Origin of the sequence: Microcoleus sp. PH2017_24_DOB_U_A, from assembly GCF_020738205.1 — a bacterium.
GTDB lineage: Bacteria > Cyanobacteriota > Cyanobacteriia > Cyanobacteriales > Microcoleaceae > Microcoleus.
The window spans coordinates 35,950-51,870 of record NZ_JAEQCT010000031.1; the positions used below are offsets into that span (position 1 = coordinate 35,950).

The window sequence follows — 15,921 nt, forward strand, 5'->3', positions numbered from 1 at the left end:
CACCGATCAACCCACAAACCCGGCGGTTGAAACCGCGTCTATACCAACAAAACCCGCCTCCGCGGGTTGAAGAGTCGTAGCGTAGCGGGGCGTAAGCCATCGCACATTGCTCTGAAATTCCATATTTCTTAGTCCGCGGAGGCGGACATTGTTTGTATAGACGCGGTTTCCAACCGCCGAGGATTTGAATCGTTTGTATAGACGCGGTTTCCAACCGCCGAGGATTTGAATCGTTTGTATAGACGCGGTTTCCAACCGCCGAGGATTTGAATGGTAGCTATTTTTTAGCGGGATAAATCGGTGTGGGGTCGATCGAGCCTGTGCGGTTGAGAGGCCAAAAACGGACGATCGCCCTACCGATGATATTTTGTCTGGGTACAAAGCCCCAATAATGGCTGTCACAGCTTGCGTTGCGGTTGTCCCCGAGTACCAAGTAAGAATTTTGAGATACAACTACAGGCCCGTAGGGATACTGCGGAATTTCTTCAATATATTTTTCCTGTAGCGGCTGCTTGTTGATATAAACTTTTCCATCTTTGACTTCCACAGTATCGCCCGGAAGTCCGATCACTCGCTTGATGTAGGCATCTTTGATCGGCGGCGGCTGTCCCGTGCACAAACTCGCCGGATCGGGAGGCATAAACACGATAATATCTCCTCGCTGCGGGTCTTGAAGTCGATAGCTCACCTTGTCTATAATTAATCGATCGTTAATTTGCAAGGTTGGGAGCATCGAGCCGGTGGGAATGTAGCGAGCTTCAGCAACCAGGGTGCGGATACCAAAGGCTAAGAATGCTGCTAAGCCGATCGTCTTAATTCCTTCTATCCAAGGATTTTCGGTATCTTGCGGGGGTTTTGGGTCGGCTGACTTGTCTAGACGAGTCATAAGTATTTAAGTCACTGGGCTGGATACAAATTATAAACTTATTTCGGGGTTTTTTGAGGAAATCTGCAAAATCTGCGCCCCAGACGTGAGTTTTTGTACTATCTGGTTGAGTAAAGTGCGCCGAGGTCGATCGTAAAAATTACAATTTTCCTGAAAGCTAGTTATATTTATTAGTATTTTTCTAACTCTTTTGAGGATAAAATTTGTCTGGGCTTCTACGTACATTACCTATTTAATTATAGCTTATGCCGACCACATCAAGTTTGTTAATCCGTCGCGCTCGCATTCTGTTACCTGACGGCGAATTTTTGGTAGGGGACGTGCAAATTAGCGATGGCAAAATTGTTCGGGTTGCTCCGGAGATTGCCATGTCCGGCGATCGCGAAATAAATGCGATCGGCTTAACTCTCTTACCCGGAGTAATTGACCCGCAGGTACACTTCCGCGAACCGGGTTTGGAACACAAGGAAGATTTGTTTACGGCTAGCTGTGCGTGCGCTAAGGGCGGCGTGACATCGTTTTTGGAAATGCCGAATACCCGCCCCCTAACCACAACCCAAGCGGCCTTAGATGACAAGCTAAGGCGCGCTGCTGACAAGTGTTTGGTCAATTACGGCTTTTTTATTGGGGCGACGCCGGAGAATTTACCGGATTTGTTGGATGCGAATCCGACTCCGGGGATTAAGGTGTTTATGGGTTCGATGCACGGACAGTTGTTGATGGATGGAGAGGAAAATTTAGAGCGAGTTTTCGCAAAGGGCGATCGATTAATTGCAGTACACGCCGAAGATCAAACTAGAATTAATCAGCGTCGTCAGGAATTTGCCGGCAGTACCGATTTAGCTGTACACTCGCAAATTCAAGACAATCAAGCAGCCTTGTTAGCAACTCAGCTAGCCGTAAAACTTTCTAAAAAATATCAGCGCCGACTGCACATTCTGCATCTTTCAACTGGCGACGAAGCCGAGTTTTTGCGACAAGAAAAACCGAGTTGGGTAACAGCAGAAGTAACGCCGCAGCATTTACTGTTAAATACCAGCGCCTATGAGAAGATTGGCAGTTTAGCCCAGATGAATCCGCCGTTGCGGGACACCCGCGATAACGAAATACTTTGGCAAGCTTTACTCGATGGCGTAATTGATTTTATCGCCACCGATCACGCGCCGCACACGTTAGAAGAAAAAGCTCAAGAATATCCAAATAGCCCATCGGGAATGCCCGGAGTTGAAACTTCTTTGCCTTTGATGTTGACGCAAGCAGTCGAGGGAAGGTGTACAGTTGCACAAGTTGCTAATTGGATGTCTGCGGCTGTTGCGAAGGCTTATAAGATTCCGAACAAAGGGGCGATCGCTCCGGGTTTTGACGCCGATTTAGTCTTAGTTGATTTGGACAACTACCGCCCGGTGATCGGAGCAGAAATGGCGAGCAAGTGCGGCTGGAGTTCCTTTGAGGGTTGGAATTTAACTGGATGGCCCGTGGTGACAGTTGTGGGAGGAAAAGTTGTTTTTGAGAACGGTAAATTAGATACAAATGTCAGGGGTAAAGCCTTGACATTTGACGTTGAGTAGTCAATTTATATAAACAAAGGTATGTAGTTGCGCTTCAGCGCTGAAGCGCAACTACATACCTAAAACATTACAGCAAAAGTTGTGCTAAAATTATCAGAGTATATTCCCTTACGATCGAGGCGATATTACCTATGCTCCAAGAACTAGAAACACAACTTCTTGCCTTAACTCCGACCGAGAAATCTGAAGCAATACGGCTGTTAACCCAAAGTTTAAGCAATAGCTGGCCGGGAATTACCAAGACTCCCGAAGTGTGCGGCGGCGATGCTTGTATTGCCAAAACTCGCATTCCAGTGTGGCTGCTTGTTGGTTTTCGCAATGAAGGTTCAAGCGATTCCGAACTTCTCCAATTTTATCCCCATCTAAGTGCTGCTGATTTGGTCAATGTTTGGACTTATGCTGATTCACATATAGAGGAAATTGAACAAGCAATCAGCAAAAATGAGGAAGCATAACTTATGGCATTATTATATGCAGACGAACAATTTCCTTTGCCAGTTGTGGAATTGCTGCGGGCTTTTGGTCACAATGTGCTTACAGTTCAGGAAGCAGGAAAAGCAAATCTGGGCATTCCCGATCCTGAAGTGCTAGAATTTGCTGTGAGTAACGATCGCGCTATTTTGACATTAAATCGGTTTGATTTTATCGGACTGCACAACCGAAAGCCAGACCATGCAGGTATTATTGTCTGCACTAAAAATCGGAATGTAGAAATATTGGCAACACGCATTAATGATGCTATTGCTGGTGAAGAAACTTTGAGGGGCAAATTGATTCGAGTCAACCGCCCGCCGCAGTAAGTACGCGCTGTGGCTATCCCGAGCGTGAATCGCACTTCCTCAATTTTCCCATTCCCAATCCAATAACTCGCCAGTCCCCATCAATTCAATTTGGCGCCCGTTATCGAGATAACTCAAAGAAATTTGCAAATATTTTTCGGGTTTGTACTGCAATCTTTCGGCCCATTCGATCGCCACAATCCCCAAATCCCTTTCTAATCCGTCCCAATAACTCTCTAAGTGCAAAGCCTCCGCTTCTTCGGGTTCGAGTCGATACAAGTCTAGATGATACAGCGGAATCCGCCCTGCAAAATACTCGTTAATCAGGGTGAAAGTAGGACTTTCCACAGATTCGGAGATTCCCAAACCTTCGGCGATACCTTGAACCAAGGTGGTTTTGCCGGCGCCTAAGTCTCCTTGTAACAAGATTACAGTGCCTGGTGGGAGCGATCGACCTAACGCAATACCAAACTGGCGCGTAGCCTCAAAATCTGCAAGCAAAGTTTTCATTTCAGTCAGTAGTCAGTAGTCAGTTGTCAGTTGTCATTAGTCATTAGTCAGTTGTCATTAGTCAGAAGTGCGAGCGTCCCCGCTCGCGAACAGCAGTCATTAGTCATTATCGGTTGGGGTGTATCTCAGTTTTGCTTTAAGAGTGCTGTCCCCGCTCGCGTGCTATACAAAGCACGCGAGCGGGGACAGCACTGTAAAAAAAATGCTTTTTGCAAAAATGAGATGCTCCCCATCTCCCCATCTCCCCATCTCCCCATCTCCCCATCTCCCCCTTAATCAGCTTAAATATTCTGGGCTCGCCCGTACCAACGCAGCAACATCCCCGCCAATCTTTGGGAATTGTGGCGAATTAAACCGGTATTTTTATCTTCATCCATGACATTGGCGATGACAATTCGCCGCCCCAGTTGCGTTATGGCTTCTCTATCGAGCACAACCGGATAGGAATTCTCCTGAGAATAGCGGATCAAAGATTTTGCAGATGGGACTTTTCCTTGAACTACTACAGCATCGAATAGGGGGCGGCCGCAAGCCCGATCGATCGCCCGAATGTGATCGGCAACGCTGTATCCGTCTGTTTCTCCCGGCTGAGTCATAATATTGCACACATAAATGCGCGGAACTTCACTATTGGCGATCGCATCAGCAATTTCCTTCACCAACAAATTCGGAATCACACTCGTATAAAGACTCCCCGGCCCAATAATAATAAAATCCGCTTCCCGCAGCGCTTCGACGGCCCTGGGCAAAGCCGGAGGATTAGCCGGATTGCAGCCAATTTTGACGATTTTTCCGTTAGCTTTGGTGATGCTGGACTCCCCCTCAATTCTTCGGCCATCAGACAGTTCTGCCCACAAAGAAACGTCGCTCAGAGTAGCCGGCAGCACCTCCCCCCTCACAGCTAAAACTTTAGAACTGGCGGCGATCGCCTGTTCCAAATCTCCAGCAATATCGCTCATCGCAGTCAAAAACAAATTCCCAAAACTGTGACCAACCAAACCGTCACCGGCTTGAAAGCGATATTGAAATAACTCAGTTAATAACTTTTCCTCATCGGCCAAAGCGGCCAAACAATTGCGAATATCTCCCGGCGGCAATACTCCAATTTCCCGTCGCAGTCGCCCGGAAGACCCGCCATCATCGGCGACCGTGACGATCGCAGTAATTTTGGCACTGTAATCTTTCAATCCCCTAAGCAAATGAGAAAGGCCTGTACCCCCTCCAATGGCGACAATTTTCGGGCCGCGGTGCAAGCGGCGGTGGTTGAGGAGTCGATCGACCAATTCCTCATTGCCTTCGGGCATCAGCACTTGGGTAATCGAGTTCAAACTGCGAGTTTGGCCCCACAGAATTAACAAAATTCCGCCCGCAATCACGATCGGGCCCGACACGTAATTGGGAATAACTTCCGCAATCCAAGTCAAAAAATTTCTCAACAATTGCAACAGCAAAAAGATCGGAGTCATCCCAGTCCAAATCGCTAAACCCAAAGTGGCAAGTACCACACCGCTAGCACTGATCAGCAGCCACCGTTTCACCAACAGTCCGGGGGCCAACCACTTAAACCACTGGTGAACTCGCCCGTTCCGCAAAGAAGAAGGGTAAGGATTTCTGGATTGGACAAAAACCTGCTTAGCTTTGGCAAAGACTCGCAGGGCTTTAGGAAATGAACTAATTGACATGGTTAATTAGTCTTAATGGTATTGGAATAGCTCAAGCTGACAAATTTACAATACAAGAGAGTTTTGATTCTGGCAGTCAATTTAAGTCATTAGTCATTAATCATTAGTCATTAGTCATTAGCTAGACTGATGACTGATGACTGACAACATAATAATCGATCGCATCTTATGGCTGAGCCGCTAATCGAACTCAAGGGGGTAAGTAAGTCCTTCGGGGATAACCCGATCCTCGATCGAGTGGATCTGAGGATATATCGGGGAGAGGCCCTGGCAATTATTGGCCCTTCCGGGACGGGGAAATCTACGATTTTGCGGATAATTGCGGGTTTGTTGGCCCCGGATGCGGGCGAGGTTTTCGTTCAGGGACAGCGACGGATGGGATGGGTGGACGACGTGGCAGATCCGATCGGGATTGGGATGGTGTTTCAGCAAGCTGCTTTGTTTGATTCGCTTACGGTAGAGGAGAATGTCGGTTTTTTACTGTACCAGCATTCTAAGCTGCCGCGCCGCCGGATTCGGGAATTGGTGGAGGAGAAGTTAGAGATGGTGGGTTTGCGGGGAATTGGCGAACGCTATCCAGCGCAGTTGTCTGGGGGAATGCGGAAGCGGGTAAGTTTTGCCCGCGCCATCATGGCAAATCCCGATAATGCCAGGGACAATCCGGAGGTTTTGCTGTATGACGAACCGACGGCGGGTTTAGATCCGATCGCTTCGACGGTAATTGAAGATTTAATTCGGGATTTGCAGAGAGCTCAGGGAGTTTGTAGCACTTATGCGATCGTCACTCACCAAGACAGTACCATTCGCCGGACTGCCGATCGCATCGTGTTTCTCTATCAAGGCAAAGTGCAGTGGGAGGGAACTGTCAGCGACATTGCATCGACAGATAATTTGTTAATTAAACAATTTTTTAGTGGCAGCGTTACCGGCCCAATTCAAGTGATTGGATAGTCAATTGTCAGTGGGCAGTGGGCAGTTGGCAGTGGGCAGTTGGCAGTGGGCAGTTGGCAGTTGGCAGTGGGCAGTTGGCAGTGGGCAGTTGGCAGTTGGCAGTGGGCAGTTGGCAGTTGGCAGTTGTTAGTTGACAGTGGGCAGTTGTTAGTTGTTAGTTGTTAGTTGTTAGTTGACAGTGGGCAGTTGTTAGTTGACAGTGGGCGGTTGTTAGGAAAGCGGTTGGCAGTGGTTAATTGTTTGTATTATTGGGAGATGGGATATGTCACAAACAAATTTTCAAAAATTAGATGTTTATAAATTATCAGAAAAATTAGCTGATGAAATTTGGAATATTGTTATAAAATGGGACGCACTAGCTAAAGATACGGTCGGCAAGCAAATTATTCGAGCTGCTGATAGTATTGGTGCTAATATTGCTGAAGGAGATGGTCGAGGCAGCTATCAGGATCATCGGAGATTTATCAAGATTGCCAGAGGTTCTTTATATGAAACAAAGCACTGGTTGAGACGGGCTTATACTAGGCAACTACTAACAACTACACAAGTAGAAACACTCAAGCCAATTATTGACGAACTGTCACCCCGACTAAACGCCTATCTAAAATCTATAGGCAACACATCAGAAAAAAATTAACAACTGCCAACCATCAACTATCAACTATCAACTGCCAACTGCCAACTGCCAACTGCCAATTGCCAAAGGAGGCAATATGCGATCGCGAACTGTAAGAGAAGGTTCTGTCGGATTCTTGATTTTAGTAGGAATCGGTTTATTTGGTGGCTTAGTGCTCTGGTTGCAGGGCGTACAGCTAGGGAACCGCAGCTACAAATTCGCCGTAGAATTTGCCAGCGCCCAGGGAATGCAAATAGGCACGCCCGTCAGGTATCGCGGCGTCGCCGTCGGTAAAATTACCGCCATCAAAGCCAGCGCCAACGGCGTAGAGGTGACAATGGAGATAGCCCCCGGTACTTTAGTCATGCCGCGCGATGTGGCGATTGAAGCAAATAAATCGGGTTTAATTGGCGAATCGTCGATCGACATTACCCCCAACTCAATTTTGCCCGAATCGTTACTTACCGCCAATCCCATTAGTACCGACTGTCCCCCTGAGATAATCTGCAAAAATTCCCGCTTAAAAGGTCAAGCTGGAGTCAGTCTAGACGAACTGATTCGATCCACAGTCCGCCTATCTAATTTATACACCGACCCCGCGCTGTTCAACAATATTAAATCAATTGCAGAGAATACAGCCAGTACAGCTAAAGGTGCAGCTAAACTCACTCAAGATTTATCAAGTTTAACTCAAACAGCAAAAGCAGAAATCAAAACTTTGAATAAATCTGTAACTGGAGATGTTGGTAAATTAAGTGAGTCAGTAAAAACCGAATTGGCAACTTTAAATCAATCCTTAAAAGGGGAAGCCAACAGTTTGACCCAATCTTTAAAGGAGGAAGTAAACAGTTTGAATCAATCTTTAAAAGGAGAAGCGAGCAGTTTGAATCAATCGCTCAAGGGGGAAATATCAGGAGTCGCCGCAGATGTTTCTAAAGTAGCAGTTACAGCGGACACTTCCACAAAAGCCGTATCGGCCGCTGCAATAAATTCTGCCAATTCAGTAACTCAAGCAGCAAATAAAATCACATTAACAGCTAACGAAGTCAATTCATTAGTAATAACCAACCGCGCCAGTTTAGTCTCAACCCTGAATAACATCAATCAAAGCAGTCAAGAATTGCGGGTAGCCGTCAGCAGTTTGAGTCCAACAATTAATCGAATCAACCAAGGACAATTGCTCAACAATTTAGAAATCCTCTCAGCCAATGCAGCCCAAGCTTCTGCTACTTTGCGAGACTTATCCAGCCAGCTAAACAATCCCGCAACTTTGCTATTATTGCAACAAACCCTAGATTCTGCACGAGCTACATTTCAGAACGTGCAGAAAATCACTTCCGACGTGGATGAACTGACGGGAGACCCGGCTTTCCGCAACAACATTCGCAGGTTATTTAACGGATTGGGAGGCTTGTTGGGCTCGACAGAACAACTGCGGCAGCAAGTTAAAGTTGCTCAAACATTAGCTCCTATTTCAGAGAAAGTAAATGCGAGTACAACGGCAGTAAATCAATCTGTTAAGCCGGGATTGCCCAGTTTTAACAAACAGCAAAAATTGCCTGTTATTCCTTCTCAAACTGCAAAATCAGCAGAACCAGTTGCTCCCGAAAATACTCCTTGAAATCTGGTATCATTGAATAACCGTCGGTAAGGTGCGTGGCGCGCCCTACAGTTAGGAAGGTACGCATTATAGAGGTTTCAGTTAGTAAGGTTGGCAGCGCGCACCCCGAGATTAAAGTTGTGCAAATCTTATTAAAAAAACTCTTTCAATCGAAACAAGGAAAAGCAATGACGCAAACATTATCAAAACCGCCCGCAACGCAAACCAAGTACAATATAACTTGGGAAAAATTGCCAGACGATTTTAAATTACCGGACGATCCAGTTGAAAACATCGACCAACCACTTTTAGCAGCCGCCCTGCGAGAAGCCTTGGAACTTGCAGGATTTATCATAGCTTCAATGCTAATAGCTTCCAACTTTGGACTGTGCGCCAAAGTCAATGACAAAACAGTAGTAAAAGCACCAGATTGGGTCTACGTTCCCTCGGTATTACCAGCAGAACTAGGAGAAGTCCGCCGCAGTTATACGCGCACTGCTGAGGGATAAGTTCCAGCAGTAGTGATGGAATTTTTATCGGATACTAAGGGCAGTGAATATTCGACAATATCAAAATATCCTTACGGCAAGTGGCGGTTTTACGAGCAAATTTTGCAAGTTCCAGTTTATGCAATCTTCGATCCTAAATCGGGAGAATTAGAAGTATACCTTTTGGTTTCAGGACAGTACACAAAGCAAGAACCAGATGCTAATAGTCGATTTTGGATAGAATCAATGGGTTTATTTCTGGGGGTTTGGTCAGGAAAAAAATCTCAGAGAACGGGTTATTGGTTGCGCTGGTGGGATGAGAATGGCAATTTGTTGCTGTGGGGTGCGGAACGGGTGGAACAGGAACAACAGCGGGCCGATGAGGAACGCCAGCGTGCCGATCGCCTAATGGCATACTTGATAAGTCAGGGTATAGATCCTGATGCCATTTGAAGGTCGATCGATTTGAGATTTTACATTAGGAATAAAGGAGCGCCATGACTGCAACAACATTAGAAGAAAAATTAGATCGGCCGTTACTATTTCCAGGGTTAAGCTGGGAACAATTCAAAACCTTAGAACCGATGCTGGATATTCCCGGAGTTCGGCTGTCATTTTTAGATGGGATACTGGAGATTTATAAAAAAGCTGGAAGAAAACACGAAATAGCCAAGGGACGTATCGGTGCGTTGGTAGAAACATATTTGCTGAAAGCAGGAATCGATTTCACTCCAACGGGTTCGTTGACTTTAGAAAATGAATCGGAACGAGTGAAGTGTGAAGCAGACAAATCTTACGAATTGGGTGCTGATAGAGAACGTCCAGATTTAGCGATCGAAGTAGTCGTAACTAGCGGCGGAATTGATAAGCTAGAGGCTTACAAACGCCTGCAAATTTCTGAAGTCTGGTTTTGGGAAAACAGCCGACTGTCTCTGTATGCTCTGGGAAAGGAAGGATACGAACAGATTGCGAGTTCTCAATTGCTCCCAGAACTCGATATTGATTTACTTGTCAGGTGTGTTAATATGCCGAGTCATGTTGAGGCAGTTAAGGAATTCAAAAGGGCGATCGAACTCAATTATTAGTCAAAAATATTGAGCGTATGTGACATCATTGAAGAATTGGTAAGCTGTTGCGGCATTAAAATTTAATTTTTTGGGGCTAGGTAGGAGCATCGCCCCACTCGTTGTTTCCAGAAACATGATTGTTAAAATTAGATGCGCGCCAGCTTAACACCAGAAAAGTTTATAATAGAGCTACAACTCACAGGAAGCACGACCATGACAGCAGTCGTTACCACCCTCAAAACTTCTGAACTCATATACCCTAGCGCTGATGGAGAACCAGTGGCAGAAACTTATGACCATCTCTACGCAATCTTAACCACTTTATCAGTCTTAAAACAATACCTCGCAGACCGTCGAGCTACTGTTTTAGCAAACCAATTTTTATACTACGCTCAAGGTTTCCCAAAAGTCCGCTTAACACCTGATGTGATGGTAATTTTTGATGTAGAACCTGGTGGCAGAGATAATTACAAAATCTGGGAAGAAGGACAAGTGCCGAAAGTGATTTTTGAAATGACATCACCAAGCACGCAGTCGGAAGATAAAGTGATTAAAAAAGATTTGTATGAAAGATTAGAAGTTCAGGAATACTGGTTATTTGACCCAAAAGGTGAATGGATTCCTGAAAAATTGCGCGGATATCGACTGGGGGTAGAGGGTTATCAAATAATTACAGATAGTCGTTGCGAAGTATTGCAACTGCGTTTAGAAATAGAAGGAAAACTGATTGGGTTTTATCGGGAAGATAATGGAGAAAAATTATTAACTCCTGATGAATTGGCTTCAGCTTTAAAAGCGGAACGGCAACGGGCTGAGGCGGAACGGCAACACGCAGAAGTGGAGAGTCAACGTGCACAATCGGAAAGTCAGCGTGCTGCTGAACTCGAATCTTTGCTAGCGCGTTATCGAGAGCAGTTTGGAAAATTGCCGTAGAATAAATAGTATAGGGGCGGGGCATCGCCCCTACAAAAATAGTTAGAGTCAACTAAAATTAAATATAATTAGAATAAAGGAGCAATCGACATGATTCAAGCCTTAACAAAATTAGTAACATTTAACGAATTCATTGCCTGGTATCCTGAAAATTCAGAACATCACTACGAACTGCACAATGGAGTAATTATTGAAATGCCCAAAGGAACTGGCCAACATTCAGAAATATCTGGCTTTCTCAATATAGAAGTTGGCGTTATATGTCGCAATACCCGATTGCCCTATTTCCTTCCCAAAGAATGTGTCCTTAAACCCGATCGCGACGAATCAGGATATGAGCCAGATGTCATAGTTCTCGATCGCCAGCAAGTGATAAATGAACCACGTTGGGCAGCAGAATCGATTATCACAATGGGTTCATCAGTACGTTTGGCAGTAGAAGTAGTCAGCACCAACTGGCAGACTGATTATCTTACCAAACTGCGAGATTATGAAGAAATGGGCATTTTTGAATACTGGATTGTGGATTATTTGGGATTGGGTGGAAGACGCTACATAGGCAATCCCAAACAACCGACGCTTTCAGTATATCAATTGGCTGACGGGGAATATGAGTTGACGCAGTTTCGGGGAGACGATAGGATTGAATCCGGTGCTTTTCCGGAGTTGAACTTGACTGCTCAACAGGTGTTTGAAGCAGGAATTGTGAATGAATAAGGAGAATTGTCATAGGATAAGAGGTATTAAATAGACCAAACTAAAAAACAGAACTCCCAGAACCCCGACTTCTTAAAGAAGTCAGGGTTCTTCTAAGAACGATCGCATTTTAGGTTATATCAATTCCGGTTACACGACCTATGATATAGAGGAGACGGCAGTGCCGTGTCCCTACAATATTTTGGGTAGGGACACGGCACTGCCTTCTCCTAATTTCGGCTAATAATCATTCCGATGCTACCGGATTTGATATTAATTAAATTAACCTACTTAATTACAGCAAAAAAGTTTATAATATGTATACAACTCACAGGAAGCACGACCATGACAGCAGTCGTTACCACCCTCAAAACTTCTGAAATCATATACCCTAGCGCTGATGGAGAACCAGTGGCAGAAACTTACGACCATCTTTACGCAATTTTAACCACTTTAGAAGTCTTAAAACAATACCTCGCAGACCGTCGAGCTACTGTTTTAGCAAACCAATATTTGTACTACGCTCAAGGATTCCCAAAACTGCGCGTAGCACCTGATGTGATGGTGATTTTTGATGTAGAACCAGGTGGCAGAGATAATTACAAAATCTGGGAAGAAGGCCAAGTGCCGAAAGTGATTTTTGAAATAACATCACCGGGCACAAAGTCGGAAGATATAATCAATAAAAAAGACTTGTATGAGGGGATAGAAGTTGAGGAATATTGGTTGTTTGACCCTAGAGGTGAATGGATTCCCGAACAATTGCGCGGGTATCGATTGGGGGAAGATGGGTATGAATTAATTAGAGATAGTCGCAGCGATGTATTGCAATTGCGGTTAGAAATAGAAGGAAAATTGATTGGGTTTTATCGGGAAGATAATGGAGAGAAATTATTGATTCCCGATGAATTGGCTTCAGCTTTAAAAGCAGAACGACAACGGGCTGAATCTGAACGACAACGGGCTGAATCTGAAAGTCAACGGGCTGAAGCTGAAAGTCAACGTGCTGAAGCCGAAAGTCAACGGGCTGAAGCTGAAAGTCAACGGGCTGAGGCCGAAAGTCAACGGGCTGAGGCTGAAAGTCAACGGGCGACTGAACTGGAATCTTTGCTAGCGAGTTATCGATCGCAGTTTGGAGAATTACCGCAGGATAACGGCTAAAGAATTATAAGTGCGATCGTCCTTCACTCTCGATCGCACTTCCATAATTCTTATTTAAATAGTGTTGACAAATTTCAAATTTTGTGTTAAAGAATTCCACATTTTAAAACTGATCGTTTTGCGATCGAACTTGGGCAATCTAGATATAGGTACGAGTGCGAGTGCCTGGAAAACAGCTACAGTAAAGGTTAGCAATGGAAAGTACGCAGAAAAAGTCTAGTGATAGTCAGGTTCGTAAGGGCGATCGTATTAAGCAGATTTTTGCGTTTGTATCAATGGCTGGCTTTGCGGGTTCGACAATTTTTGGTATGGTGAGTCTGTTCAGCAGCGGTTTGAGCAGCCAGCACCGACAAAAACCCGTGGCTGCTGTTGTGGTTTCTCAGGAGTCTCTGCTGGCGGCCCAGGAACGGGGATATGAGACGGTTTTGCAGCGGGAACCTCAGAATCAGACGGCTCTTGAGGGCTTGGCAAATGTGCGGTTGGAGATGGATGATCGAGTGGGGGCGATCGAGCCTTTGGAGAAGTTGGTGAAGTTGAATGGCGATCGGGCTGATTATCAGGCGCTGTTGGGGAAGGCGCGACAAAAAATGGCAGAAAAAAAATAAAGCTAATAGTTACAATAAGTTAGGAATTTACTATATTATATGCCCCTAAAATGCAAAGTTTGCGAATCCGATTCCCATCATTTTGCCGTTGCTAAGGTACTGGGTAAATACGAAGTAGACTATTTTAAATGTTCAAACTGCGGATTTGTTCAAACCGAAGAACCATACTGGCTAGAAAACGCTTATTCTCAGCCAATAGCTAGCAGTGATGTGGGCTTAGCATTCAGAAATCTGTCCTTTTCACAAATAACCCAAAATTTATTATTTAACTTCTTTAATCATCAGTCAAAATTTCTCGACTACGGTGGCGGCTACGGTTTATTTGTCAGGCTGATGAGAGATGCGGGATTTGACTTTTACTGGTTAGACAAGTTTTGTCAGAATATATTTGCTCAAGGATTTGAGATTGGTCAAGCCACAAATAATCAATTTGAGTTAGTGACGGCATTTGAAGTATTTGAGCATCTAGTTTACCCGATAAATGAGCTGGAAGAATTGTTGAAAAATTCTAAAAATATTTTATTTAGTACAGAATTGCTGCCAGAAAGCAATCCTAAACCTGATGAATGGTGGTACTACGTGCTTCACGAAGGTCAGCACGTTTCTCTTTACACAGCTAAAGCTCTTTCCATAATTGCTACTAAATTTAATCTCAATTTATATTCAAATGGATCGTCTCTGCATTTATTAACAGAAAAAGAATTGCCGGATGATTTATTTCAACAATTGGCAAAAAGAGAATTGACTGCGGTTAATAAGGCGTCGCTTTTACAGAATGACTTTTTACAAGCTGTTAGCAAAATTACTAATATTCAACACGCAGCGAAGATACAACTTGCTGAAAAAGAAGAGGACGGCGACTCGCGAAGCGGGTTAACAATATTGGTTGACGGTGTATTTTTTCAAATGTACAAGACAGGAATTGCCCGTGTTTGGAGTTCGCTACTAGAAGAATGGTCACAAAATGATTTCGCCAAGCACATAATTGTATTAGATAGGGTGGGGACATCGCCAAAAATTCCGGGGATTAGGTATTGCACCGTGCCTGCTTATGATTACAGTAAAACTGATGCCGATCGCGAAATGTTACAGCAAGTCTGCGATGAAGAAGGTGCAGATTTATTTATCTCGACATACTATACAACGCCACTATCAACGCCTTCTGTATTCATGGCATATGACATGATTCCTGAAGTTTTAGGAGCTAATTTGAATGAACCAATGTGGCAAGAAAAGCACTATTCGATTCGCCACGCATCTGCATACATTTCAATTTCAGAAAATACAGCCCGTGACCTGATAGGGTTCTTCCCCGATATTTCTTCTGAGTTGGTAACAGTCGCTCACTGTGGAGTTTCAGGTATTTTTTCACCAGCGGGTCAAGAAGATATTAATCGTTTTAAAACGAAGTATGGGATATCCAAACCATACTTTATTTCTGTCGGAGGTGGCTCGGACTATAAAAATATTAGATTATTCTTTAAAGCTTTTGCTCAACTTGCCAGCAAACAAGGCTTTGAAATTGTGTGTACAGGGAGTGGAGTGCTATTAGAAGCAGAATTGAGAGCTTATACTTCAGGTACTGTAATTCACAAGCTGCAACTCAATGATGAGGAGTTGAGAGTAGCTTATTCAGGTGCTATTGCACTGGTTTACCCATCGAAGTATGAAGGTTTTGGATTACCTATTCTTGAAGCCATAACTTGCGGTTGTCCAGTCATTACTTGTCCCAATTCTTCTCTTCCAGAAGTTGCAGGCGAAGCAGCATTATATGTGAAGGATGATGATGTTGATGGATTGGTTAATGCACTTTGCGAGGTGCAAAAACCGAAGGTTCGCAACTCATTAATTGTGGCTGGATTGGAACAAGCTAAAAATTTCTCTTGGTCAAAAATGTCAACAACGGTTAGTTCAGCGCTGATTGAGGCAACTCTAGTGCGTTTAAACTTCAAAGAGATTAATCTAATTGTTTTTCCAGATTGGTCGCAGCCAGAAGAGTCTCTTGGTTTAGAATTGGAACGAGTGGTGAAGGCGATCGCAACTCACCCAGACAAAAGCAAGATGACTTTACTGCTAGATACGAGCAATATTTCTGAGGAAGATGTCAATCTAGCTTTGTCTGGCGTGGCGATGAATCTTTTGATGGAACAAGATTTAGATGTATCCGACGGCCCAGAAATTTCACTGATTGGACAATTGAGCGAAATTCAGTGGGAAGCGCTCATGCCGCGCCTGCATGGGAGAATTGTATTGGAGAATGAGAATAAAGAGGCGATCGCTCACGCAAAAGCCGAGAACATTCCCTCATTAGAACTAGACCGTTTTATGAAGGAGAATTACTGATTAATCCAGCGAATTTGTGCAGCAACTCGCTGCACA

The 15,921-nt window shown here is 44.5% G+C and carries 16 protein-coding genes and 1 pseudogene; 14 read left to right on the forward strand and 3 right to left on the reverse strand.

Annotated elements, in window-relative coordinates:
* Positions 1–277 precede the first annotated feature (277 nt).
* Positions 278–886: a signal peptidase I gene (lepB, locus tag JGK07_RS08415; protein ID WP_293182678.1), complete on the reverse strand. Its 609-nt coding sequence runs from the start codon at positions 884–886 to the stop codon at positions 278–280.
* 245 nt (positions 887–1,131) lie between these two features.
* On the opposite strand from lepB, the gene JGK07_RS08420 reads away from it, so the two are divergent.
* The 3 genes from JGK07_RS08420 to JGK07_RS08430 all read left to right on the forward strand — a co-directional run bounded on the left by JGK07_RS08420 (position 1,132) and on the right by JGK07_RS08430 (position 3,254).
* On the forward strand, positions 1,132–2,454 hold the full coding sequence (locus JGK07_RS08420) for a dihydroorotase (protein WP_293182676.1): 1,323 nt from the start codon (positions 1,132–1,134) through the stop codon (positions 2,452–2,454).
* 131 nt (positions 2,455–2,585) lie between these two features.
* Positions 2,586–2,909: a DUF433 domain-containing protein gene (locus JGK07_RS08425; protein ID WP_293182674.1), complete on the forward strand. Its 324-nt coding sequence runs from the start codon at positions 2,586–2,588 to the stop codon at positions 2,907–2,909.
* Positions 2,910–2,912: 3 nt separating this feature from the next.
* The gene (locus tag JGK07_RS08430) at positions 2,913–3,254 is read left to right on the forward strand and encodes a DUF5615 family PIN-like protein (RefSeq protein ID WP_293192040.1); all 342 of its coding nucleotides are present in this window, start codon (positions 2,913–2,915) and stop codon (positions 3,252–3,254) included.
* A gap of 39 nt (positions 3,255–3,293) precedes the next feature.
* Here JGK07_RS08430 and tsaE read toward each other — a convergent pair whose 3' ends face one another.
* Positions 3,294–3,743, reverse strand: a complete 450-nt coding sequence (gene tsaE, locus JGK07_RS08435) for a tRNA (adenosine(37)-N6)-threonylcarbamoyltransferase complex ATPase subunit type 1 TsaE (RefSeq protein ID WP_293192042.1) — start codon at positions 3,741–3,743, stop codon at positions 3,294–3,296.
* Positions 3,744–4,024: 281 nt separating this feature from the next.
* Positions 4,025–5,425 (reverse strand): gluconeogenesis factor YvcK family protein, encoded by a 1,401-nt coding sequence (locus JGK07_RS08440; protein WP_293192044.1) that lies wholly within the window; start codon positions 5,423–5,425, stop codon positions 4,025–4,027.
* 168 nt (positions 5,426–5,593) lie between these two features.
* On the opposite strand from JGK07_RS08440, the gene JGK07_RS08445 reads away from it, so the two are divergent.
* The 11 genes and pseudogenes from JGK07_RS08445 (at position 5,594) to JGK07_RS08495 (ending at position 15,885) form a co-directional block, all read left to right on the forward strand.
* Entirely contained in the window at positions 5,594–6,376 is a 783-nt protein-coding gene (locus JGK07_RS08445; RefSeq protein ID WP_293192047.1) for an ABC transporter ATP-binding protein, read from the forward strand.
* A gap of 39 nt (positions 6,377–6,415) precedes the next feature.
* Positions 6,416–6,541: a hypothetical protein gene (locus JGK07_RS08450; RefSeq protein ID WP_293233185.1), complete on the forward strand. Its 126-nt coding sequence runs from the start codon at positions 6,416–6,418 to the stop codon at positions 6,539–6,541.
* A gap of 97 nt (positions 6,542–6,638) precedes the next feature.
* The gene (locus JGK07_RS08455; RefSeq protein ID WP_293196216.1) at positions 6,639–7,013 is read left to right on the forward strand and encodes a four helix bundle protein; all 375 of its coding nucleotides are present in this window, start codon (positions 6,639–6,641) and stop codon (positions 7,011–7,013) included.
* Between the two features lie 76 nt (positions 7,014–7,089).
* Complete coding sequence (locus JGK07_RS08460) at positions 7,090–8,613, forward strand: MlaD family protein (RefSeq protein WP_293196214.1); 1,524 nt, start codon at positions 7,090–7,092, stop codon at positions 8,611–8,613.
* Between the two features lie 167 nt (positions 8,614–8,780).
* A pseudogene (locus JGK07_RS08465) lies at positions 8,781–9,533 on the forward strand (Uma2 family endonuclease).
* 44 nt (positions 9,534–9,577) lie between these two features.
* The gene (locus JGK07_RS08470; protein ID WP_293225658.1) at positions 9,578–10,165 is read left to right on the forward strand and encodes a Uma2 family endonuclease; all 588 of its coding nucleotides are present in this window, start codon (positions 9,578–9,580) and stop codon (positions 10,163–10,165) included.
* Between the two features lie 195 nt (positions 10,166–10,360).
* Entirely contained in the window at positions 10,361–11,080 is a 720-nt protein-coding gene (locus JGK07_RS08475; protein WP_293225660.1) for a Uma2 family endonuclease, read from the forward strand.
* Positions 11,081–11,170: 90 nt separating this feature from the next.
* The gene (locus tag JGK07_RS08480; RefSeq protein ID WP_293241627.1) at positions 11,171–11,797 is read left to right on the forward strand and encodes a Uma2 family endonuclease; all 627 of its coding nucleotides are present in this window, start codon (positions 11,171–11,173) and stop codon (positions 11,795–11,797) included.
* A 324-nt stretch (positions 11,798–12,121) separates the two neighbouring features.
* Entirely contained in the window at positions 12,122–12,937 is an 816-nt protein-coding gene (locus JGK07_RS08485; RefSeq protein ID WP_293241630.1) for a Uma2 family endonuclease, read from the forward strand.
* Between the two features lie 194 nt (positions 12,938–13,131).
* Positions 13,132–13,542, forward strand: a complete 411-nt coding sequence (locus JGK07_RS08490; RefSeq protein ID WP_293241633.1) for a tetratricopeptide repeat protein — start codon at positions 13,132–13,134, stop codon at positions 13,540–13,542.
* Between the two features lie 39 nt (positions 13,543–13,581).
* Positions 13,582–15,885 (forward strand): methyltransferase domain-containing protein, encoded by a 2,304-nt coding sequence (locus JGK07_RS08495; RefSeq protein ID WP_293241636.1) that lies wholly within the window; start codon positions 13,582–13,584, stop codon positions 15,883–15,885.
* Positions 15,886–15,921: the final 36 nt, after the last annotated feature.